Annotated in this window: 14 protein-coding genes; 6 read left to right on the plus strand and 8 right to left on the minus strand. The window is 70.7% G+C overall.

The features are described 5' to 3' along the window. Positions 1-44 precede the first annotated feature (44 nt). Genes F8274_RS09945 through F8274_RS09960 form a run of 4 tightly spaced genes read right to left on the minus strand, consistent with a single transcriptional unit; the run spans position 45 to position 5,452 of the window. Positions 45-2,240 (minus strand): alpha-galactosidase, encoded by a 2,196-nt coding sequence (locus F8274_RS09945; protein WP_151462001.1) that lies wholly within the window; start codon positions 2,238-2,240, stop codon positions 45-47. Beyond that, positions 2,237-3,148 carry a carbohydrate ABC transporter permease gene (locus F8274_RS09950; RefSeq protein ID WP_151462002.1) on the minus strand — a complete coding sequence of 304 codons (912 nt, stop codon included), beginning with the start codon at positions 3,146-3,148 and terminating at the stop codon, positions 2,237-2,239. The genes F8274_RS09945 and F8274_RS09950 overlap by 4 nt, the downstream gene beginning before the upstream one ends. Beyond that, complete coding sequence (locus F8274_RS09955) at positions 3,145-4,101, minus strand: carbohydrate ABC transporter permease (RefSeq protein WP_151462003.1); 957 nt, start codon at positions 4,099-4,101, stop codon at positions 3,145-3,147. The genes F8274_RS09950 and F8274_RS09955 overlap by 4 nt, the downstream gene beginning before the upstream one ends. Before the next feature lie 22 nt (positions 4,102-4,123). Further along, a complete protein-coding gene (locus tag F8274_RS09960) occupies positions 4,124-5,452 on the minus strand; it encodes an ABC transporter substrate-binding protein (protein WP_151462004.1) in 1,329 nt (442 codons plus the stop codon). A gap of 279 nt (positions 5,453-5,731) precedes the next feature. On the opposite strand from F8274_RS09960, the gene F8274_RS09965 reads away from it, so the two are divergent. Then, positions 5,732-7,741: a beta-galactosidase gene (locus F8274_RS09965; RefSeq protein WP_151462005.1), complete on the plus strand. Its 2,010-nt coding sequence runs from the start codon at positions 5,732-5,734 to the stop codon at positions 7,739-7,741. 37 nt (positions 7,742-7,778) lie between these two features. Beyond that, positions 7,779-8,561: a DeoR/GlpR family DNA-binding transcription regulator gene (locus F8274_RS09970; protein ID WP_151462006.1), complete on the plus strand. Its 783-nt coding sequence runs from the start codon at positions 7,779-7,781 to the stop codon at positions 8,559-8,561. A gap of 105 nt (positions 8,562-8,666) precedes the next feature. Here the strand turns inward: F8274_RS09970 and F8274_RS09975 are convergent, their stop codons facing one another. Beyond that, on the minus strand, positions 8,667-9,323 hold the full coding sequence (locus tag F8274_RS09975) for a hypothetical protein (RefSeq protein ID WP_151462007.1): 657 nt from the start codon (positions 9,321-9,323) through the stop codon (positions 8,667-8,669). Positions 9,324-9,457: 134 nt separating this feature from the next. On the opposite strand from F8274_RS09975, the gene F8274_RS09980 reads away from it, so the two are divergent. Genes F8274_RS09980 through F8274_RS09990 form a run of 3 tightly spaced genes read left to right on the plus strand, consistent with a single transcriptional unit; the run spans position 9,458 to position 17,058 of the window. After that, positions 9,458-14,182: an STAS domain-containing protein gene (locus F8274_RS09980; protein ID WP_151462008.1), complete on the plus strand. Its 4,725-nt coding sequence runs from the start codon at positions 9,458-9,460 to the stop codon at positions 14,180-14,182. Further along, positions 14,179-16,053, plus strand: coding sequence for a response regulator transcription factor (locus tag F8274_RS09985; protein WP_151462009.1), 1,875 nt, complete (start codon positions 14,179-14,181; stop codon positions 16,051-16,053). Before F8274_RS09980 ends, F8274_RS09985 begins: the two co-directional genes overlap by 4 nt. Before the next feature lie 57 nt (positions 16,054-16,110). Beyond that, positions 16,111-17,058 carry a sporulation protein gene (locus tag F8274_RS09990; protein ID WP_151462026.1) on the plus strand — a complete coding sequence of 316 codons (948 nt, stop codon included), beginning with the start codon at positions 16,111-16,113 and terminating at the stop codon, positions 17,056-17,058. Positions 17,059-17,122: 64 nt separating this feature from the next. On the opposite strand, the gene F8274_RS09995 is transcribed toward F8274_RS09990, so the two are convergent. Continuing rightward, entirely contained in the window at positions 17,123-17,500 is a 378-nt protein-coding gene (locus F8274_RS09995; protein ID WP_151462010.1) for a hypothetical protein, read from the minus strand. Between the two features lie 301 nt (positions 17,501-17,801). Here F8274_RS09995 and F8274_RS10005 point away from each other — a divergent pair, with 301 nt between their 5' ends. Further along, entirely contained in the window at positions 17,802-18,224 is a 423-nt protein-coding gene (locus tag F8274_RS10005) for a hypothetical protein (RefSeq protein WP_151462011.1), read from the plus strand. A 49-nt stretch (positions 18,225-18,273) separates the two neighbouring features. Here F8274_RS10005 and F8274_RS10010 read toward each other — a convergent pair whose 3' ends face one another. Continuing rightward, positions 18,274-20,493 carry an AAA family ATPase gene (locus tag F8274_RS10010; RefSeq protein WP_192579773.1) on the minus strand — a complete coding sequence of 740 codons (2,220 nt, stop codon included), beginning with the start codon at positions 20,491-20,493 and terminating at the stop codon, positions 18,274-18,276. 282 nt (positions 20,494-20,775) lie between these two features. Then, positions 20,776-21,918, minus strand: a complete 1,143-nt coding sequence (locus F8274_RS10015; RefSeq protein ID WP_151462013.1) for a sigma-E factor regulatory protein RseB domain-containing protein — start codon at positions 21,916-21,918, stop codon at positions 20,776-20,778. Positions 21,919-22,005 lie beyond the last annotated feature (87 nt).

Raw genomic sequence — 22,005 nt, forward strand, 5'->3', positions numbered from 1 at the left:
CTTCTCGACATCCGTCCAGAAAAAAACTTCGCCCGGGGCCGCCCTCAGCCGGCCGCGGTCACCTCCAGCAGCAGCGCCTGCTCCGGATGCAGGGCGGGCAGTTGAAGGCCCACGGAGCCCAGCACCGACCCGCTCAGGGTCACCCCGTCGCCCGAGGCCAGCCAGGCCGGCGGCGCCAGCTCCAGCAGTGCCGGCTCCGGCACCCCGGCGGGCGGCCGGACCCGGTAGCGCCGTGCTGGGTCCAGCCCCGGCAGCCGCACCATGCCGGGCACCTGCGCCGCCGAGGTGGCCAGCCGGGAGACCGCGTACACCGCGTGGGAGCCGTCGTGGGCGACCACGCCGTGGGCCTGGACGGCCGGGTCCGGGTGGTCGACCCGGACCACGCGGCCGCCGTGCAGCAGCGGGCGGAGCCGCTTGTGCAGCGCCACCCAGGCGGCGAGTTCCGCCCGCTCGGCCGCGCCGATCCCGCTGATGTCCCACTCGATGCCGTGGTGGCCGAAGAGCGCGGTGACCGCCCGGAAGCCCAGGTCGTGCACCCGGTGGGTGGTGTGCGAGCGCTCCGGTCCGATGTGGGTGCCGATCAGCTCGGGCGGCAGCAGCAGGCCGGTCCAGCGCTGGATCGACAGCCGCTCCAGCGCGTCGTTGCAGTCGCTCGCCCAGACCCGGTCGGTGCGGCGCAGGATCTCCAGGTCGACCCGGGCGCCGCCGGAGGAGCAGCTTTCGATCTCCAGGCCGGGGTGCCGGGCGCGCAGGTCGTCGAGGAGCCGGTAGACGGCGACGGTCTGCGCGTGCACGCCCGGCCGGCCGCCGTGCCCGGCCTCGGTGAGGTCCCGATTGTGGTCCCACTTCAGGTACGCGATCCCGTCGTGCTCGCTCAGCACCGCGTCCAGCCGGCCGAGCAGGTGGGCGTACGCGTCCGGGTGCGCCAGGTCGAGCACCTGCTGGTGCCGCCACTGGAGCGGCAGCCGGCCGGGGGCCTGGAGCACCCAGTCCGGGTGGGCCCGGAACAGGTCCGAGTCCGGGTTGACCATCTCCGGCTCGACCCAGAGCCCGAACTGCATGCCGTGCTTGCGGACGTGGTCGACGAGCGGTTGCAGCCCGCCCGGCCAGACCTCGTCGTCCACCCACCAGTCGCCGAGCCCGGCGCGGTCGTGCCGCCGGCCGCGGAACCAGCCGTCGTCCAGCACGAAGCGTTCCACGCCCACCTCGGCGGCCCGGTCGGCGAGGCCCTTCAGCCGGTCCAGGTCGTGGTCGAAGTAGACCGCCTCCCACACGTTCAAGGTCACCGGGCGCGGGCCGCGCGGGTGCTCCGGGCGGGCCCTCAGGTGGGTGTGCAGCACGTCGCTGAGCCCGTCCAGCCCGTCGGCGGAGTGCACCGCGTGGAGCAGGGGAGTGGCGTACTCCTCGCCCGGCCCGAGCACGATCTCGCCGGCGGCGAGCAGCTCACCGCCGCCCAGGGTGGCCTCGCCGGTCGGCCGGCGTTCGGCGACCGTGACGTGGTCGCCGCTCCACGCCGTGTGCACCGCCCACACCTCGCCGTGCCCGAAGCCGAACCCCGCGGTGCCGGCGACCAGCAGCAGGGTGGCGTCGTGCCCGGTCCGGCCGTGCCGCCCCTCGCGCACCCAGGCGCCCATCGGCCACGGGTGCCGCTGCGGCGCCCGCTCCCGGCACCAGCGGCCGGTGAGGTCGAGCAGTTCGGTGGCGACCGCCGGCACCGGCAGCACGGGCGTCAGCTCGCGTACCTCGTAGGGCCGGTCGCCGTCGTTGCGCAGCCGGTGCCGCACGGTGAGCAGCCCCGCGGTGGTCAGGGTGATCTCGACGGTCAGCGACAGCCCGGCGCCCGCGTCCGCGGCCCGCACGGTCACCCGCGCGGCCCCGGCCCCGCCGTGGTCCCGCTCCTCCTCGGGTACGCGCACCGCGTCCCCACCGCCGCCAGGCGGGTCGTCCACGTCGATCGTGTCGAGGCGGAACGCGGTCGACCAGTCCCGGCCGTCCCGGTGCCCGGCCAGGCCGGGCCGGCCGCTCCAGCCGGCGCTCGGCTCGGGCAGCAGCGACAGCACCGTCGGCGCGTCGAAGCTGCTCGGCACCACCGGTGGGATGGTGGCGTCGGCCAGCGCGGGCAGGTCGGCGGCGGGCAGCGGACCGAGGTCGGCGCCCCAGTGCACGATCCGGGGCAGGCCGGGGCCGCGCGCGTCGAGCACCAGGCTGGTCCGCGCGCGGCGCAGGTGAACGATGGTCATCCCTTGGAAGCTCCCAGGGTGAGGCCCCGGACGAACTGCTTCTGCAACAGGAAGAAGATCACCAGGGTGGGGATGGCGACCAGCACCGAGCCGGCCGAGACGAGGTTGTTGTCGGTGAAGAACTCGCCGCGCAGGTTGTTCAGCGAGCTGGTCACCGGGAACTTGTCGCCGGTGCGCATGAGCACGGTGGCCCAGAAGAACTCGTTGTAGATCCAGGTCACCTCCAGCGTCGCCAGCGCGGCCAGGGCCGGCCGGCACAGCGGCATGGTCACCTGCCAGTACTGCCGCCAGACGCTGGCGCCGTCCACCATGGCCGCCTCGTACAGCTCGTGTGGCAGGGCCTTCATGTAGTTGCTCAGCACGAAGACGCAGAAGCCGCACTGGAAGGCGACGTTGACCAGGATCAGCCCCCAGTAGCTGTCGTAGAGCAGCTCCGAGTCGCTCATGAAGGCCGGCAGCGGGATCTCGGTGAACATCCGGAACAGCGGGATGAGCAGGGCCTGCTGCGGCAGGAGGTTCGCCGCCGTGAAGAGGCCGAGCAGCGCGATGTTGAACTTCCAGCTGAACCGGGCGATCACGAACGCCACGCAGGAGGCGAGGAACAGGGTCAGCAGGACCGCCGGGACGGTGATGTAGACCGAGTTGAGGAAGTGCTTGCCGAACTCGGCGGTCCGCCACGCGGTGACGTAGTTGTCGAGCGTCCAGCCGCCGAGCGAGACGTAGCCGTGGGTGGCGGTGTACTCGTACGAGCGCAGGGACGTCAGCACCGCCCAGAGGATCGGGAAGAGCCAGCCGACCGCCACCGCGGCGAGGAAGACGTGCAGGACCACCCGGGCCGGCCGCAGCGGCCGGCGGCGGGCCGGCGGCGCCGCGGTGTCGGGGTCACGGGTCAGGGTCGCGCTGCTCATCGGCGGTCCTCCCGCATCACGGTGAACAGGTAGAGGGTGATGAAGACCAGGGAGACGACCAGCATGATGGTCGCCAGCGCCGAGCCGAAGCCGATCCGGCTGGCCTCGCCCACCACGTTCTGGGTGACCAGGGCGGAGATCAGCTCCAGGCCGTTGCGGCCCTTGTTGATGACCCAGACCAGGTCGAAGGCGCGCAGTGACTCGATCACCGTCACCACCAGCACGATGATGTTGATGGGTCGCATCACCGGGAACACGACGCGGAAGAAGGTGCTGGCCTCCGAGGAGCCGTCCACGGCGGCGGCCTCGCGCAACGACGGGTCGACGCCCTTCAGGCCGGCCAGGTAGAGCAGCATGATGTAGCCGACGTGCCGCCAGCCGGCGGCGAACAGCACCGCCCAGATGTTGACGTTCGGGTCGCCGTACCAGTCGGTCTGGCTGCCGAGCAGGGCGTTGAGCAGGCCCTGGTCGCGGCTGTAGATGAGCTGCCAGACGAAGCCGATCAGCGCCAGCGAGAGCACCACCGGCAGGTAGAGCGCGGTCTGGTAGAACCGGCTGCCGCGCAGTTCCTTGTCCAGCAGCACGGCGAGGAACATCCCGAACGGGGTGGCCACCACGAACAGCGCGGCCAGCCAGAGCAGGTTGTTCTGCACGGCCGGCACGAACGGTGGGTAGATGTTGACCACGTCGTCGTAGTTCTTCAGACCGACCCAGTCGATCTCGCCCAGCGGGCCGATGCCGTCCCAGTTGGTGCCGGAGAGCAGCACGGTCGCGCCCGCCGGCAGCCAGACCAGGCCGACGACGAGCAGCAGGGGCACCAGCACCATCAGCGTGATCACCACGCGGTCGGTGCCGGACAGGAGCCGTAGCCGGCGGCCGCGACCACGCGTGGTGGTGGTCGCGGCCGGCGGCGGCACGGCGCGATCCGCTTGGATCAGGGGCAGGTCGGACATGGCTGTCCTCCCCCTTCCGCCGTCAGCTGGTGAAGATCGACTTCTTCTGGTTCTCGATGCTGGTGAGCAGCCCGCCGATGTCCTTCGGGTCCTTGATGAACTGCTGCAACGCCGGGATCATCACGGTCGAGGCGAAGTCCGGCCGGGTGTCCCGGTCGAGGAACTGGGCGATCTCGGTGGCGGAGCCGACCAGTTCGGCGGCCTTCTTCTTCAGCGCGGTGTAGCCGCTGGTGTCCCCGCCGGTGTTGGCGACCAGGGTGCCGGGATCGCCCTTCACCATGATGTTCGCGGCATCGGCGCCGCCGATGTACTCCAGCAGCTTCTTGGCGTTGGTCTCGGACTTCGGCTTCCGGGCCATCATGTAGCCGTCGATCGGCGCGTCCAGGGCCTTGGCCCCGATCGTGGAGTCGATCTCCGGGAAGGTGAAGAAGTCGATGTCGTCCTGCTCGTTCTCGTTGAACTGCTGGGCGACGAAGAGGCCGAGCAGGTACATGCCGCTCTTCTTCTGCTGCAGCGACTGGGCCGCCTCCTGCCAGGTCCGGCCCAGGGCGTCCGGCTGGTGCAGCGGCAGCAGCCCCGCCCAGGTGTCGAAGACCTTCTTCACCTTGTCGGAGGTCCACGCCTCCTTGCCGGCCATCAGGTCGACGTGGAACTGGTAGCCGTTGATCCGCAGGTTGAGGATGTCGAAGGTGCCCATCGCCGGCCAGCCGTCCTTGTCGGCGAAGGCGATCGGGTTCAAGCCGTCCTTCTTCATCTGCGCGCCGAGCAGGTTGAACTCGTCGAGCGTCTTCGGCACCTGGTAGCCGCGCTGCTGCCACACGGACTTGCGGTAGAAGACGGCCCACGGGTAGTAGGACGCCGGCACGAAGTACTGCTTGCCGTCGTCGCCGGTGGACGCCTTCTTGAACGCGTCGGAGAACCCGGAGAGCTTGCCCCAGACGTCGCTGACGTCGCCGGCCAGACCCTTCGCGGCGAAGAACCGCATCCGGTAGCCGGCGAACCAGGTGAAGACGTCGTCCGGCTTGCCCTGCAGGTAGTTGTTGATGTTCTCCTGGAACGTGTTGTGGTCGACCGTGTTGATGCTGGCGGTGACCCCGGACTTGCTCTGGAAGCCGGCCGCCAGCTTGGCGAGGACGTCCTTCGGCGTGGGGTCCGAGGCGTTCGAGCCGATCGACACGGTCTTCGAGTCCGCGCCGGAGTCGGAGTCGGAGCCGCAGCCGGCGAGCAGTCCCGTGCCCAGCAGCGTGCCCGCGCCGGCCGCGCCGGCGAGCAGCGAGCGGCGGTTCAGGCCGGCGACGGACGGGGGTACGAGTCGGGCGAGGTACTCGGCTTCGGTACGGGGACGGGACATTGTGCCTCCTGCGTGGAAGAGGTGCGCTGCGCCCAAGGGCCGTGATGGGTGGCGGGGATAGGTGTTCATGCCGGCTGGCGTAGATCCACCGTGAATCCACACGTCCGAACACAAACAGCCGGTGGCGGTTGAAGCTACCCCTTGCTTCGGCGCTGTCAAGAGGCCGGAAGGACAGCGATAACCCAGTTGTGACAACGGCGGGACAGGGTAAACGTTGGAATTTCTGTCGATGTTGGAAAGTGTTGACTTGGGTGACGTTCGGCGGCACTCTCTGCTGTCATGCGGAACTGGCACGGCGAGCAGATCTGGTACGGCGCGGACTACAACCCGGAGCAGTGGCCCGAGGAGACCTGGGCCGAGGACGTCGAGCTGATGCGCCGCGCCGGGGTCAACCTCGTCTCGGTCGCGATCTTCTCCTGGGCCCTGCTGGAACCCGCTCCCGGCCGCTTCGAGTTCGGCTGGCTGGACCGGGCGCTCGACCTGCTGCACGCCGGCGGGATCAGCGTCGACCTGGCGACCGCCACGGCCAGCCCGCCGCCCTGGCTGGCTCACCGGCACCCCGAGACGCTGCCCCGCCGCGCCGACGGCACGATCCTCTGGCCCGGCGGGCGGCAGGCGTACTGCCCCAGCTCGCCGGTGTTCCGGGAGCGCTCGCTCGCCCTGGTCGAGGCCGTCGCCGGCCGGTACGCCGACCACCCGGCCGTCGTCATGTGGCACGTCTCCAACGAGCTGGGCTGCCACAACGTGCACTGCTACTGCGACGTCAGCGCCGGGGCGTTCCGCACCTGGCTGCGCGAGCGCTACGGCGACCTCGACGCCCTCAACGCCGCCTGGGGCACCGCGTTCTGGAGCCAGCGCTACCACGACTGGGCCGAGGTCAACCCGCCGCGGAGTGCCCCCACCTTCGCCAACCCCACGCAGCAGCTGGACTTCCTGCGCTTCTCCTCCGACGAGCAGCGCGCGCAACTGCGCGCCGAGCGGGAACTGCTGACCCGGCTCACCACCCAGCCGGTCACCACAAACTTCATGATCGGCGCCGGCGTCAAGTACCTGGACTACCACTCCTGGGCCGCCGACGTGGACCTGGTCGCCAACGACCACTACCTCACCGCCGCCGACCCGCAGCCACAGGTCGGCCTCGCGCTGGCCGCCGACCACACCCGGGGCGTCGCCGGCGGCGCGCCGTGGCTGCTCATGGAGCACTCCACCAGCGCCGTGAACTGGCAGCCGCGCAACGTCGCCAAGACCCCCGGCCAGATGCGCCGCAACAGCCTCGCCCACGTGGCGCGCGGCGCCGACGGGGTGCTGTTCTTCCAGTGGCGTGCCTCCCGGGCGGGCGCGGAGAAGTTCCACTCCGCGCTGGTGCCGCACGCCGGCCCGGAAACCAAGGTGTTCCGCGAGGTGTGCCGGCTCGGCGCCGACCTGAAGGCGCTCGCCGAGGTGCGCGGCAGCCGGGTCGACGCTGACGTGGCCATCCTCTTCGACTACGAGGCCTGGTGGGGCGCCGAACTCGACTCCCACCCCAGCGTCGACGTCACCTACGCAGACCGGCTCACCGCGCTGCACGGCGCGCTCTGGCGGGCCGGTGTCACCGCCGACGTGGTGCACCCGTCCACCGACCTGTCGCGCTACCGGCTCGTCCTGGTCCCCACGCTCTACCTGGTCCGCGATGCCGACGCCGACGCGCTGCGCCGCTACGTCGAGGCGGGCGGCACCACGCTGGTCACCTACTTCAGCGGCATCGTCGACGAGCACGACCACATCCGGCTCGGCGGCTACCCGGGGGCGTTCCGCGACCTGCTCGGCGTCCGCACCGAGGAGTTCTTCCCGCTCCGGGCCGGCGAGTCGGTCCGCCTCGACGACGGCACGACCGCCGACGTGTGGACCGAGTGGCTGCACGCCGAGGGTGCCGAGGTGCTCGCCGCGTACGCCGACGGGCCGCTGCCGGGCGTGCCGGCACTGACCCGGCACGCGGTCGGCGCGGGCGCCGCCTGGTACCTCGGCACCCGGCTCGACCAGGCGGCCACCGACCGGCTGTTCGCCCGCCTGCTCGCCGAGACCGGCGCCCGCCCCGCGGTGAGCGCGCCGGAAGGGGTGGAGGTGGTCCGCCGCCGGGCCGGCGACCGGACCTGGCTGTTCGTCCTCAACCACACCGACGCCGAGGCCCGGCTGGCGGTGACCGGGGTTGAACTGCTCGGCGGCGGCCGGTGCGACGGCGAACTGGCGGTCCCGGCGGGGGAGGTGGCGGTGGTCCGCGAGGAAGCACCGGCCCGCCCCCAGGTCGCCTGATCCCGCCCACCCGTGCCGCGCGCCTGAAGGAGGTCCGATGCTCGCCCAGCAACGGCAGAGCGCCATCCTGGAGCTGATCCGCCAGCGCGGCGGCGTCCGGGTCAGCCACCTGGTCAGCCGCTTCGGGGTGTCGGACATGACCATCCGGCGGGACCTGGAGGTGCTCGCCGAGCGGGGCCTCGTCGACAAGGTCCACGGGGGAGCGACGCTGGCCGGCCCCGGCTCCGCCGAGGAGCCGGGCTTCGCGGCCAAGTCGATCCGGCAGCAGGCCGAGAAGCGGGCCATCGTCGAGCGGGCCGCCGGCCTGGTCGAGCCCGGCATGGCCGTCGCGCTCTCCGCCGGCACCACCACCGCCGCCCTGGCCGCCCGGCTCGCCGACGTCCGGGGGCTGACCGTGGTCACCAACTCGATCCCGGTCGCCGACGCCCTCTACCAGAACCCGCGCGCCGACCAGACCGTCGTGCTCACCGGCGGCATCCGCACCCCCTCGGACGCGCTGACCGGGCCGGTGGCCGAGGCGGCCATCGCCGCGCTCAACGTCGACCTGCTCTTCCTCGGCGTGCACGGGATGAGCCCGCGTACCGGGTTCACCACCCCCAACCTGCTGGAGGCGGCCGTCAACCGGCGGCTGATCGGCGCGGCCCGACGGCTCGTGGTGCTCGCCGACCACACCAAGTGGGAGACGATCGGCATCGCCACCATCGCCCCGCTGGAGGAGGCCGACGTGCTGGTCACCGACGGGGGGCTGCCGCCGGACGGGCGCCGGCAGATCGGCGAGCAGGTCGGTGAGCTCATCGTGGTCGACGTCGACGGTCTGTGACAGGCCGCGGTGGGGCGGGGGGTGACGGGCACCTGACGAGCCGGCCCGTGTCAAGAAACCGACTCGCCTTCGGTGTGTGATCACACCCGGTCGTACCGCTTCCGCCTAGTGAACGGTGGGCTCCGCATTCCCGGGTGCCAGCGGCGCCGATGCCGGCGGTACGGACTCTCCGGGCCGTGCGGCCCGAGGAGTTGGTGATGGAGGCAGGACCGCCCGCCCTGAGACCGGCGCTGGCGCCGGGACCGGGCGGCGGAGCACGTCGACGAGCAGGTAGACCGAGGTGCCGGTGGCGAAGAGGCCGACCACCCAGACGATGACGAAGCCGGCCGTCGCATACCAGGCCTGGTGCGCGATGATCAATCGCAAGGTCCACCCCAGAGCCAGCAGGCTCACTCCGGGGAAGCAGATCAGCAGAGGTAGGAACCAGTCCAGGAGCCGAGCCGGCCGCCGGTTCGCCCGCGACCAGGCGCCCCAGCCGAGTCCGCCCGGCACCCGTGGGGCAAGTTCCTCGTCGATGTACCTCGTCGTCCAGCGCATGGCGGTTCGCTGTCCGACATAGCGCCCGCAGAGCAGATAGGAACTGAGTGGCACGATCAGCAACACCGCCTGGAAGTCTGGACGCGACAGTCCGAACGCGATGATTGCGCTCGTGAGGGTCAACTGCAACCCGACGATCTGCTGCTGAAACTTGGCCCGCGAGTCAATCTCCGCGCGGAGTGACTGGTACTCGGCCAACGCCCCCTGGGCATCAGTATCGGTCACAACTCGTCCTCTCGTCGACAACGGCCGCGCGCCACTCGCACGGTTCGGATGAACAGCGGTTTGCGATGCCGGAGTAGCTCGGTAGCGTGATCGGCAGACAAGTCTCCACACGGGCGATCGAGCGGAGATGCGGCATGATTCTCCTTAATTTCGGCATTCGCCTCAACGCCCGGTCCTGGGTGGACACACTCCGCGCGCACGCCGACGGTTTCAGTGGAGCCTCTTTCGCCCCCGGCGCGATGTTTGGCCAGCACATTGTCGTCGACCTGTCCGAGGTAGGGTTCGCGGATTTTGTCACGCTGGGCCACCTGCTCAACTTCCTGCGCGCGATGACCAATGCGGGCGCGCAGTTCTCGGTGGTTCCACCCCAGCCGGAGGCACTTGCGCACGAGTCGCCCCAGGATGCTGCCACCGGGATGCGCCGACTGGCTCGTCGCAACTGTCAGCTTTACCTGGAACAGACCGGCTTCCAGGCCGCCTACGCCGAGATGGACGGTCAGGTCGAGTTCGAGGCGCCGGATGGCGCGGAGCGGCTCTCGCCCATCATGAACGGTTCCCAGCGGTCCGATGGCGGTGAGAGCGGTCAGCTGCCGAAGCGTCGCCGCCGGATCCTGCCCTATCGCTGGGTCAACGTCGGTGAAGCGCGCGGCCTTACGGAGTCCGACGATGCCTCTCGCTGGGTCGCCGACCTGAAGGACCTCGGGCTGTCCGACGAGCAGGCGGCGGCGTTCGGCGCCGGCATCATTGCCGAGCTTCTGGAGAACGCCGCCGAGCATTCCGGCCTGCGCGACCATGACGGCGAGCTCACATGCCGGCGCCAGATCCTGCTCGGCGGAGTCATCGTGCCGCCAGAGACGTACAAGGACCGCGGCGGCGACCTCGACGAGAGCATTCGCGACCTGGTCACGTGGGCGGCCAAGGTACCCAGCCCGCTGGTGCGCCTCGTGGTCGCGGATGCCGGTGCTGGCATGATCAGCGCGCTCGCGGCAGCCAACTCGGCGGAGGTCGAGTTCGACCCGGAAGAGGCACAGCAGGCGATCCTGACCACGCTGGACCGCCGGCCCCCGACACGGAAGCCGACCGGACTGAGTGATCATCACGCCGGAGGGCTGTGGAAGGTGGCCCGTCTCGCACGGGGCTATCAGGGCGGCCTTGTGATCACCTCCAGCGGTCAGCTGGTCACCCGCGTCTTCGGGCAATCCTCGGAGCCGCACGACTTGGCGCGGACCTGCACCGTTGTCACCGCGGGCACGCTCGTCGAGTGCGACATGCTCCTCCAACCGGACGACGAGGCGCAGCTCGGGGCGGAGGAAGTGATCACCCCACCGCGGACCACCGGCCGCGAGGACGGACGACCCGATCTGGACTGTGTGACGGTGTCGCTGCGCCGGCGGCGCGGCCTGACCGAGGAGGACCTGCACAATATCCGTCGGCAGCTGGGCCGACGGCCGACGGCCACCGGTGGCCTGGTCGTCGCGGTCACCGCGCCCGATAGCGAGGTTCGCCCAGACGATGTCGACATCGGCACCGCCATTGCGCAGGTCCTGCGCCTCGCCAACGCTCCGGGTGACTTGGCCACGGTGGTACTTGCCCTTCCCGGCGTCAACCGGCAGATGATGTCGGTCGCGGTGGAGTTCCTCAACGCCGAGTGCGGTCCGGGAGCCGGGAATGTCCCACCTGACATGCGGTCACCGGTCCTGGTTCTCGGCCCGGACAACCGACACTTCTGGATCGGTGGCACCGCCTCCGGGCGGGAGATCCTGCGTCGGCTGTCCGCCGCGCAGCATCCGATGCATCTGCATGACCTCGCTACCGGCGGTCGCAACCTGGCCGACGCGCTACCCGCCGTACGCGAACTGCAGGACCGGACCGGGCTGCTGCACGCGGAGAACGACGCGCTTCGCCTGCGGATCAAGCCGCAGGACGCGATGAGCGCGCTGGCCAGCTACGTCGGTCAGGAGCTGCGGAACGCCATCGAGAACAACACCACCGAGGGCGTTGTGGAGGGCGTCTTCCTGACCCCCAACCTGGAGGTGGCCAGCCGGTGGTGCCACCTCGGTCGGATCCTCGCCGGCCTGAACCTCAGTGGCCTGGCGGGTTACGCTCTCGCCGCCCGGATGGAGGACCGCATCGGTCGATTCAACCGAGCAGCGGCGCCGCTGGTCGTCCGCGTCGGCGACGCGCCGCACGCCATGGTCGCCGCGTTCGCGCGGTCATTCACCGGCCACGACAGCTATGCCGACTCGCTGGAGGACGTACGGCTGGAGCGCGCCCGCCGAGGGACCGAAGGCGCGGCTCAGGTGCTGCTGGTCACCGACCTGGTATCGAGCCGCCGCACTCTCAAGCACGCGCTGCTGCAGCTCGTCGATCGGGACATGGTGCCCCTCGCGGTTGCCGCCGGGGTCGACACCGGCATGACGGACGACACCAGCGAAGCGGGGGAGGTCCTCTTCCTGAACCGCCGGGTGCCGATGATCAAGCTTTCCGACGTCGATGTGCAGGTGGATACGCCGCTCCCTCGTCAGCCGGACCCGATCGATCCGGTGCTCCGCCAACCCATGACGGGTACGCGCACGATACCGAAGGCTCTCGTCACGCAGGACGCCTATGTGGCCGCCATGGAGCGGTCCAACGCCGCCCGCCTCGGTCACATCGAACGGCCGGCAAATCGGCACTACACCGCCTACGTCGACCCCACCCGCCTGTTCCGGCAGCGGGACTGGGCCGAGACGGTCAACCGCCTGTTGGTCAAACGGGTGACCGAGATGCACCACGCGACCTTTGGCGACGAGGCCGAGCCCTCCGCCGCCTGCGTGCTCTATCCGGAGGGCACGTTGGATGACCTGCCGCGGGTCGCCGAGGCGTTGGGAGCCGCACTGGTCCGCGCCGGCATCCCGGTGATCGCAACGCTAGGAATTCCGCGCGCGCCGGTCGGCGAGTGGTGGTGGTACCCAGGTTCGGTGAGCCTGCCCGCCGAGGCGCGGCATGCGGTCATCGTTGATGCCGGTGCCGGCAGCGCGCGTACCATCGGTCACCTGCAACGGATAGCGGCGACCGGCGGCATCGCCGCCATCACCGGATTCCTTCTGCTCAACGGCCTCACCGGCGACGACGCGCTGGTCCTGCACCAGACCAGGACCGTTTCCCGCTCGAACGACAGATCCCGCAGCGACTCCATTCCCGTCGCTCTGCACTACGTAGCCCGCACCGCGATGAGCGGGCTCGGCCGCGGGGTGTGCGACATCTGTACGCTACGCCGTGCATATCAGGAATCGGCCATGCTCGTGCCCATTCCAATCAAATTGGAGGCGCACCGGGACTGGCTGCTGCGGCTGTTGGAGCCGCGATCCAAGCGCGCCGCTTTCGAGGAACAGGCCACCGATCTCTTCGGGGCGCACGTCGGGCCCAGGGACTGCACGGAATACCTGCGCTGGCGCTACGAGTTGCGCGAGGCCGACCTCGACACGCTTCAGCGGCGGGAGGTGAACCGGAAACTCGTCGGCGCACGCCAACAGCCAATCATCAGGGACGCGTTGGTGCGGCTGTTGGTGGCCGAAGCGCACTGGCTGCGCTCGGCTCCCCTGTGGTTTCCGGAGTGCCAGTCAACCGTCGCCGATCTGGCGCTGATGTTGCTGGTCGGCGAGTCCGCCCCGTCCGCCGACGCCATGCTGCGGGTCCAAGCGGTGATCCTCCTGGCCCGGGTCTCGGCGATCACGTTCGCCGATCAGCTGAGTCGTATCCTGCACAAGAACCAGCACGACGAGCCGGTGGTGCTCCAGACGATGCTGGAAGCCCTACGACTCGTGGCCGCCACGCGCTCCCCGAACCGGTACTCTCGAGATTTGGTGATCCATCCGATCGTGCAGCGGCTTGTCCGGCTCGAGGACGAGCTGCGTGGGGCGCGAGCCGACAGCGCCCAGGACACGTCCGTACTCAGCCGCAATCTGGTGCGGTACGTCCTCTCCCACGGGCAGCGCACTGTCGCGCCCGAGCCGGCCGACCGACAGACCGCCTGGGCTGCGCTACGAGAGCACCGGCGTTCGGTCGCCGACCACGATTACGAGAACGCGATGTGGCGAGTCATCCAGACTGTCACGCTCATCGGCCGGGGCCGCCGCCCGGAGGATCTGGATGGCATGCGCGAGGACTGGGAGGTGTGCAGCAACTTCCTTAACCTGGACGTGCTTCCCAACATCCATCTGTTGCGCAACGCCCTGTTGACTCGCGACACCGCTCTCAGACTGGGCAGAGACGACGCGGATCGCTTCGCCGAGGTGGTCAATGCCGCTCCGGGGCGCAGCGCTCTGGACGAGACGACCGTGCAGCTCGACGCCCTGATCGACCGGGTGCGGGCGAGTGTCGGGAGGGCTCCGCACGACGTCGACCAACTGCTTCGTGATCTGCAGTGGTGGTACGACTTCTTCCTGCCGGCGAGCGGGGCGGGGATCCACAAGGTGGTCGACAGGTGCCCTACGGACCTGTTGAGGATCCTCCGTAATACCTTTCCTGACCAGCAGGCGCAGGCCGCGCCCGAGGAGCAGCTACCGGTCTTCTGCAGTGAGCGCATTGTCAAGGACGTGTTCACCCACATCCAGATGAATGCCGTCAAGGTGCATCGGGTGGGCGACGGAGACCAGCGAATCGAGGTCATCGTTGAAGACCGGTCTGCCGGGCATGTGACGGTTTCGGTCCGCAACGACGGCAGTCGGCCCACGGGTAGGGGAGGTGGCCGAGGCTTGAGTTCACTCGCGGACGAACTCGCCGCGTTCGGCGCACATCTCCAGCCAGCCCGGCCTGCGGTGGACTGGGCCAGCTACTGCGTCGAGGTCACGTTCGAACGGTGGAGGTTGTCGACATGACGCTGGAGATCCGCGGACTGCTCGTCGATGACGATCCCAGCAACACCCCGATCATCCGGGACTCCATGGACCTGGAGTTCGAGGACATCGGAATGAAGGTCGCCTGGGCTGTCTCGTCCGACGCGACCTCGGCGAGGAAGGCCATCCGCGACAACCCGCCATTTGACTTCGCCATCGTCGACTACGGCCTCGGTGAAGGGCAGCAGAGCGGAATCGCCGTGGTCGAGGCGATCCGGGCCAGGGGTGGGCAGACGCATGTCCTGGTCATCACCGGCCTCGGTAACAAGTACCCGAACTTCCGGGACGAGGCGCTCCGGGCTGGCGCGGACGAGGCGGTCATCCGTTTCATCCTCAACATGGGACGCCAGGGCGGAATGACCTTCCGTGCTCTCGCGAACAATATCCGACTGCACCTGGCACGGAAGCGCGATTTCGAGGGCCTAAAGGTGGTGTTCACCGACGACGACCTCGCTTTGGAGTCCACCCTGCACAGTATCGGCAGCCCCAATCCGCCAGGGATGGACTCGGTGGCCATCGGAAAGAGCATCGTGCGTAGTCTCGCGATCGACTGTCTCGCACCGGACTACCGACCCGACGCCACGACGCTGGCTGTCGGCTACCTGGCGCCGGGCCGATCCGGAGCGCATGTGTGCCAGGTCGATCACATGGAGGGTAGGGCCGTCACCTCCTACGTCCTCAAGATTGGGTTGGATCGTCGGGCGCTCGAATTTGAGCTGCAGGCCAACAAACGAGCGCTGCATCTTCTCGGAACGGGTGACCTCGTCGGCTTCTCCGGGCAGATCCGAACGCATCAGAAGTCCGGCTATCACGCCGTCGCGGCCCGCCTCGCCACCGGAGCCGTAACGCTGGCCGAGTGGTTGGCCGGCCCGGCGGACAGAGAAGCCGCGGGCGTCGCGGACATTCTTTTCGGGGCTCAGCTCACCAAGCTGTTCGCGCCCGGGCAGCGGGACACGAGGTCCTTCGGTGAATGGCTCGTGGCGACACCGGTTCTTCGTCTGCGCGTTCGCGACACGCTCAATCTCTACGAGGAGATTCTGACGGCGGAATGGGAAAAGCTGGGCCAGACGACGGACGGGGCAGAGTGCGTTGAGATTCTCACCGCGTTCGTCGACCACGGCGCGCTACCGGGCGGCCGGAAGCCCGAGGGTAAGACGACCTTCATCGACGCATTCGGCGACCTGCACTCCACGAATGTCCTGGTCTATCCGAGCCCGGACTGTCGACCGGTGCTGGTGGACGCCTCCATGTACGGGCCGAATCACTGGGCGGTCGACGCGGCCCGGCTGCTGGTCGACCTCGTGCTGTCGGTGCGGCGAGCGGGTGTCGCCCCGCTGCAGTGGTCGGATACGGCCGAGGTGTCCGCTTATCTCGATGGACTGTGCAAACCAGCTCGATCGGTAGGGCTGGCGGTCGTAGCCGACCCGGTCGACGAGTTCATCGATCGGGTGGTCGACAAGTTGCCGAGCTACGTGCGCGCCGAGGCGCTGCAGATGACGACCGAGCAGTGGCACTGGCAGTGGCACGCCGCGCTCGCCAAGGAATTGATCCGCCAGGGCACCAGGGCGGGGCTGCCGGGGCCAAGGGCGGTCGCCGCCCTCATCGCCGCGGTGCGTCAGCTCCTGTTCGCGGCGGATGCCTTCGCACGGATCGACTACATCGGTTATGCCCGCAAGACCCACATGCTCGCCTGCGTGGCGAACAAGGTCGAGCAGCAGGAGCAGTCATCGAGGCCGGTCGTGCCGGCCCAGAGGAAGGACAAGGCCCGCGAACTGCCGCGGGACGAGCCCGGCGGGCTGTCGGACGGGCATGCCAGGCCTCGTTTACAGCCACCTCACAGCGCGGCGGGCTAGGCTGCGGCGAGCAAGCGTCCGACGCTCCGCCGAGGAGCGCGTTCCCCAGGGGTGAGCATGGTCTTCAAGAAGATGTTGAGCGCGTTCGGCGTGGGCGGCCCGAGCGTCGACACCGTGCTGACCAACCCCAACACCCGGCCGGGCCTGAGCCTGGACGGGCACGTCAACCTGGTCGGCGGCGACGCGCCGGCGAGCATCGAGCAGATCACCGTCGGCCTGGTCACCCGGGTCGAGATCGAGAGCGGCGACACCGAGTACGCCGGCGTCATGGAGTTCCACCGGATGTCGGTGAGCGGCCCGCTGCACCTGGCCCCGAAGCAGCAGCTGTCCATCCCGTTCCAGCTCCCGGTGCCGTGGGAGACCCCGGTCACCGACGTGTACGGCCAGCGGCTGCACGGCATGACCATGGGCCTGCGCACCGAGCTGGCGGTGGCCCGGGCGGTGGACAAGTCCGACCTGGACCAGGTGGCGGTGCACCCGCTGCCCATCCACGAGAGCATCCTCGACGCGTTCCAGGCGCTCGGCTTCCGCTTCAAGCACGCCGACCTGGAGCGCGGCCACATCCGTGGCGTGCAGCAGACGCTCCCCTTCTACCAGGAGATCGAGTTCTTCGCCGCGCCCCAGTACGCCCAGGTGACCAACGAGGTCGAGCTGACCTTCGTCACCAGCCAGCACGGCGTCGAGGTGATCCTGGAGTGCGACAAGCGCGGCGGCTTCCTCACCCCCGGGCACGACGCCTTCGGCCGCTACGCCGTCCCGCACAGCGACGCGGGCCGCTCCGACTGGGTCCAGGTGGTCGACGGCTGGCTGCGGGAGACCACCTCGCGCTACGGCAACCTGCGCGCGCACGGCTTCGGCGCGCCGCGCGGGCACCACGGCCACCGCGGCCCGGGCATGGGCGGCATGGTGGCGGGCGCCGCGCTCGGCGTGGCGGGCGGCCTGGTCGCCGGTGAGCTGATCGAGGACGCCTTCGAGGGGGACTTCGGCGACTTCGGCGGGGAGTGACCACACGCGACGATGCCCCCGGGGGAACTCCCCGGGGGCATCGTCGTCTCAGGAGTGGCTCCGGTCAGTGCCGGGCCGTGCGCTCCTCACCGCTGCGGAAGTTGCTTCCGGCCTTGGCCAGACCGCGACTACCGAGGTAACCGATGGTCAGCAGCGTGATGAAGAACCAGGCCTGCGGTGCGCGGAAGATGTCCACGCCGACCGAGTTCTTGCCGACCAGGTACGAGGCCACCAGCACGGCCGCGACGGACGCCAGGTAGACCCAGAATTCGGTCGTCCGGAGCGACGGCTTGGTCTCGGTGCCGGGCGCCGTCATCGCCTGCCGATGTCCGTCCTGCATCATCGGCATCGGGCGGGTGGGCGTCTCCTGCATCCCGGCCCGGTTGGACATGTCCTGTGCCGGCCGGTTCATCGGCCTGGCGGATGCAGCCTGCGTGCTCATCTGGTCCTCCTCAGGATGCGATGAGTCGTTCTCTGCAACCTCCCGCCCCGCTGCCGCAGGTCGGCCACGGCACGGTTCGCGCACTTGGCGGGGGCACCCTCCGTCTACCCCTGGCCTCGGCGAAGGTAACGCCACCTTGCCGTCGAATAGGAGCACCGCGCCCGCCCACCGGCGGCCGGACCCGAAATCGGACATCAGGGCAGGTAACCGGCGTCGCCGAGGGCCGGCCGGGCCGGGCGGTTTCAGCCTCCGGCCCTCGGGCACGCAAGGAGGATCCCGAGAAACCTGCGAGGTGGTTCACGTGCGTGAGGACGACATGCGGCAGCAGGCCGCCCGGCGGGCCGAGGACCGGATCGCCGGCGGCGTCTACGGCGAGGGCGCGCTGGACGAGGTCACCGTGCCGCAGACCGACGTGCTGCGGGTCATCCAGGAGGAGGATCCGGACGACCCGGCGGACGCACCGATCGACCCGAACGTGTTGCGCGACGGCGGCCCCACCCGGGGCCAGGGCGCGGTCACCACGACCGGCGGCACCGCCGGCCCGGCCAGCGTCCGGCGGGTGGCCCGCCAACCGGAGCAGCATCGCGGCACGGTGGCGCCCACGACCACGGGCGACGCCACCACCGGCGGCCTGAGCACCCCGGCCGGCGGGTCCACGAGCGACGCCTCGTCGTCCGGCAGCCAGGTCGGCAACTTCACCAACGACCAGGCGAACCCCGGCTGACACCGGGCACGCGAACGGAGGGGGCGGCTGAGCCGCCCCCTCCGCCGTCTCACGTGGTGCGGAGGATGCCCAGGCGTTGGGTGGCGCGGGTGAGCGCGACGTAGAGGTCGCTGTGGCCGCGCGGGGACTCGGCGACGATCCTCTCCGGGTCCACCACCAGCACCGAGTCGAACTCCAGGCCCTTGGCCTGCTCGGTGGTGAGCACCACCACCCGGTTCGCCAGCTCCGGCTGCTCGCCGACGGTCGCCTCCGGCAACGCGGCGACGACCGCCGCCCCCAGCTCGTCCACCCGGCCGGCCGGCACGATCACCCCGAGCCGGCCGTCGGCCAGCCCGGCCGCCTCCCGCGCGGTCGCCTCGACCAGCTCGACCGCGAGCCGGTCCGCCGGCACCGTGCGGTCCCAGGGCGGCACGCCGCTGGCGCGTACGGAGCGGGGTGGGCGCAGCGCCGGGTCGATCTCGGCCAGCACCTCGGCCGCGACCGCCATGATCTCGGCCGGGGTGCGGTAGCTGACGGTCAGCTCCTCCAGCCGCCACCGGTTCGCCACGTACGGCGCCAGCGCCTCCTGCCACGACGGCGTGCCGGCGAGCGCGCCGGTCTGCGCCACGTCCCCGACGATCGTCATCGACCGGCTCGGGCACCGGCGCATCAGCAGCCGCCAAGCCATCGGCGACAGCTCCTGCGCCTCGTCGATGATCACGTGCCCGAAGGCCCAGGTCCGGTCCGCGGCGGCGCGCTGCGCGGTGGTGAGGTTGTCGGTCTCCTCCTGCCGCTCAGAGAGCCGGTCGGCGTCGATGAGGTCGGTGACGCCCAGGATCTCGCCGCCGTCGGCCTCGTCCTCCACGTCGATGGAGCGGGAACCGCGCCAGATCTCCAGCACGCCCTCGGCGTACTCGCGCTCCAGGGCGCGGATCCGCTCCCGGCGGGCGGCGGCGGCGCGCTGGTCCTCGCCGAGCAGTTCGGCCGCCTCGTCCAGCAGCGGCACGTCGGCCGGCGTCCAGTCGCCCGGCTCCCGCTGCAGCGCGGCCCGCTCCTCGTCGGTGAGCATCGGCGCGGCGGAGGCGATCCGTTCCGGCGACTCGAACAGGTCGGCGAGCAGCCGCTGCGGGGTGAGCACCGGCCACAGCTCGTCCACCGCGGCCCGGATCTCCGGCTCGTCGCGCAGCTCCCGGCGGATCTCCGCCCGGTCGGCCTCGGAGAGCAGGTTCTCCCCGCCGAGCGGGTCGGCCCCGATCCGCTCGGCCACCTGGTCGGCGAGCGCGTGCACGATCTCGAGGTCGAACAGCGCCCGGGCCAGGTTGTGCGGGCGCTCGGCGCGGCGGACCCGGTCCCGCGCCTGGCGCACGGTCGCCGGGTCGAGGGTGAGGACCTCCCGCTGGGGCAGTTCGATCTCCAGCGGCTCGTCCGGCACCCACTGCCGGTCCCGCACCGCGTTGGCCAGCACCTCCGCGAGCACGGCGCGGCCCTTCAGCGCCGCGATCGCCGCCGGCTCGGTGCGCCGGGCGTGCACGCCGGGGAAGAGGTCGGCCTGCGTACGCAGCAGCACCCCCGTCTCGGCGAGCGCCGGCAGCACCTGGGAGATGTAGCGCAGGAAGGTGGGGTTCGGGCCGACGAGCAGCACGCCCCGGGTGGAGAGCTGCTCGCGGTGGGTGTAGAGCAGGTACGCGGCCCGGTGCAGCGCCACCGCGGTCTTGCCGGTGCCCGGCCCGCCCTGCACCACCATGACGCCCGGCAGGTCGGCCCGGATGATCCGGTCCTGCTCGGCCTGGATGGTCTCGACGATGTCGCGCATCCGCCCGGTACGCCCGGCGTTCAGCGCGGCGAGCAGCGACGCCTCGCCCGTCACCTCCTCGTGGGCGGTGGGGGAGGCGGCGGCGATGTCCAGCACCTCGTCGTTGAGCCCGGTGACCTTCCGCTCCCGGGTACGCAGGTGCCGGCGCCGGCGCACCCCCTGGGGATTGGCGGCGGTCGCCAGGTAGAAGGCGCGGGCGGCCGGGGCACGCCAGTCGATCAGCAGCGGGTCGTAGTCGCCCGAGGTGTCGAAGATGCCGATCCGGCCGATGTAGCGGCACGAGTCGTCGTCGCCGTCGAGGCGGCCGAAGCAGAGACCGTTCTCCACCGCGGAGTACTGCTCGACCTGGTCGGCGTACATCCGCACGGTGTGGTCGCGCTGCGACCGGGCCTGCTGCGTGCCGCCGGTGGCGCGCAGCTCCTCGGTGAGCCGCCGGGCCGCCTGGTCCCGCATGCCGTCCAGCCGGTCGTAGAGCATCGTGACGTACTTCTGCTCGTGACCGATCTCGTCGTCCTGGTGCAGCTCACCCGACACGTCGGAGTGCGTTGACAAGCCGGCTCCTCATCGCCTAGAATTGCGGCAGGAATGGCTCAACGAGCCATTCCTTTTTGTGTTTGAACTGAGAAAGATACCGCGCGGCAGGCCGCCGGACCAAGCCTCACCGACCGTCCGCGACCACGTCACACCGCAGGTTCGCACACGACAGCGGGGCCCGGCCGGCACACGCCGACCGGGCCCCGACGGGTCCGCTTGCGGATCTCAGCCCTTCGCCGCCTGGTACAGCCGCTCCGGCCGCACGAGACCGGCCAGCACCCGGCCGTCGTCGGTGAGCAGCACGCTGAACAGCTTCCCGGTGAGCAGCCGGCCGCTGCCCCAGTCGCCGCTCACCCGCTCCAGCCCGCCGAGCACCTTCGCCAGCATGTCGGCGTCCGGTCCGGCCGCCTCGCCCGGCTTCGCGCCGGCCGCCTGGCCGGGCTTGGCGCCGGCCGCTCCCGCGGCACCGGCGGCGTCGAGCTTCGCGACCAGCACGGTGGTCCAGCCGGTCCCGACGGCACGCACGTCCGGCCCGTCCTCGCCGCGCTCGGGGCGCTGCTTGTCGGCCGGCCCACGGGCGTCGCCCGCCGGCTCCTCCTTGACCGTCACGCCGGGCGGCGGGTTGAACCGGAACTGGTCGGCGTCCGGGGTGCGGAAGTCGACCTGGGTGAACGCCACCTCGAAGGCCGGCTCGTCCTTACCGTCGGCGAGCACCTCGAAGCGCAGCGGCACGTGCTCCTTCGCGTCCAGCGCGATCCGTACCTGGTGCACCAGGGAGTCCCGGTCGCGCGGGGTCAGCACCAGCTCGTACACGCTGCGCCCGGCGACGGTGGCGGAGCGGCCGACGGTGACCGCGGTGCTCGGGTCGATCGCGTCGAGGGCCCGGTCGGCGGCGTCGGCCGGCGTGGCCGGGGCCGTCTCCAGGTTCTTCGCGTCGGCCGGCAGCTTCCGGTGGGACGCGGTGTTGGCCCGGCTGTCCCAGGTCCAGACGTCGCGCCCGTCGCGCAGCACGTCCCGCTCGCCCAGCGTGTCGACCAGGGCGAGCCGCTGCCGCTCGGGGCCGGCGTACCAGACGCGCAGGGTGTGCGTGCCGCTGACCAGGGCGGCCAGGTCGTTCCCGGCGGCCTGCCCCACCAGCCCGGCGATCGGCGGCAGCCCGAGGTCGGCGCGCTGCACGACGGTGCCGGAGAGCCCGTCGAGGCGGGACGTCCGCAGGTCCTCCAGGAGCTGGGCGGCGGTACGCGGCGGCAGCGCCGGGTCGGCCCCGGCCGCGAACGTGCCGACGGCCGCGCCGCCCCCGATCACGGCGACCCCCGCGGTCACCGGGACCAGCCAGCGGAGCACGGCGCGGTTCTTCAGTACGGACATGATGTGCACCTCCTGACGGTAGATGCTGCACCAGGGTCGCTGTGAGAGCGCTGAGGAGATTCCCTAGGGGGTGTCACCGGATGGCAC

The organism is Micromonospora sp. AMSO31t (assembly GCF_008868175.1).
Classification (GTDB): Bacteria; Actinomycetota; Actinomycetes; order Mycobacteriales; family Micromonosporaceae; genus Micromonospora.

Bases quoted from the DNA above. Each gene is read 5' to 3' on its own strand.
- F8274_RS09945 (WP_151462001.1), bottom strand. From the start codon at position 2,240: ATGACCATCGTTCACCTGCGCCGCGCGCGGACCAGCCTGGTGCTCGAC.
- F8274_RS09950 (WP_151462002.1), bottom strand. From the start codon at position 3,148: ATGAGCAGCGCGACCCTGACCCGTGACCCCGACACCGCGGCGCCGCCG.
- F8274_RS09955 (WP_151462003.1), bottom strand. From the start codon at position 4,101: ATGTCCGACCTGCCCCTGATCCAAGCGGATCGCGCCGTGCCGCCGCCG.
- F8274_RS09960 (WP_151462004.1), bottom strand. From the start codon at position 5,452: ATGTCCCGTCCCCGTACCGAAGCCGAGTACCTCGCCCGACTCGTACCC.
- F8274_RS09965 (WP_151462005.1), top strand. From the start codon at position 5,732: ATGCGGAACTGGCACGGCGAGCAGATCTGGTACGGCGCGGACTACAAC.
- F8274_RS09970 (WP_151462006.1), top strand. From the start codon at position 7,779: ATGCTCGCCCAGCAACGGCAGAGCGCCATCCTGGAGCTGATCCGCCAG.
- F8274_RS09980 (WP_151462008.1), top strand. From the start codon at position 9,458: ATGATTCTCCTTAATTTCGGCATTCGCCTCAACGCCCGGTCCTGGGTG.
- F8274_RS09985 (WP_151462009.1), top strand. From the start codon at position 14,179: ATGACGCTGGAGATCCGCGGACTGCTCGTCGATGACGATCCCAGCAAC.
- F8274_RS09990 (WP_151462026.1), top strand. From the start codon at position 16,111: ATGGTCTTCAAGAAGATGTTGAGCGCGTTCGGCGTGGGCGGCCCGAGC.
- F8274_RS09995 (WP_151462010.1), bottom strand. From the start codon at position 17,500: ATGAGCACGCAGGCTGCATCCGCCAGGCCGATGAACCGGCCGGCACAG.
- F8274_RS10010 (WP_192579773.1), bottom strand. From the start codon at position 20,493: ATGCTCTACGACCGGCTGGACGGCATGCGGGACCAGGCGGCCCGGCGG.
- F8274_RS10015 (WP_151462013.1), bottom strand. From the start codon at position 21,918: ATGTCCGTACTGAAGAACCGCGCCGTGCTCCGCTGGCTGGTCCCGGTG.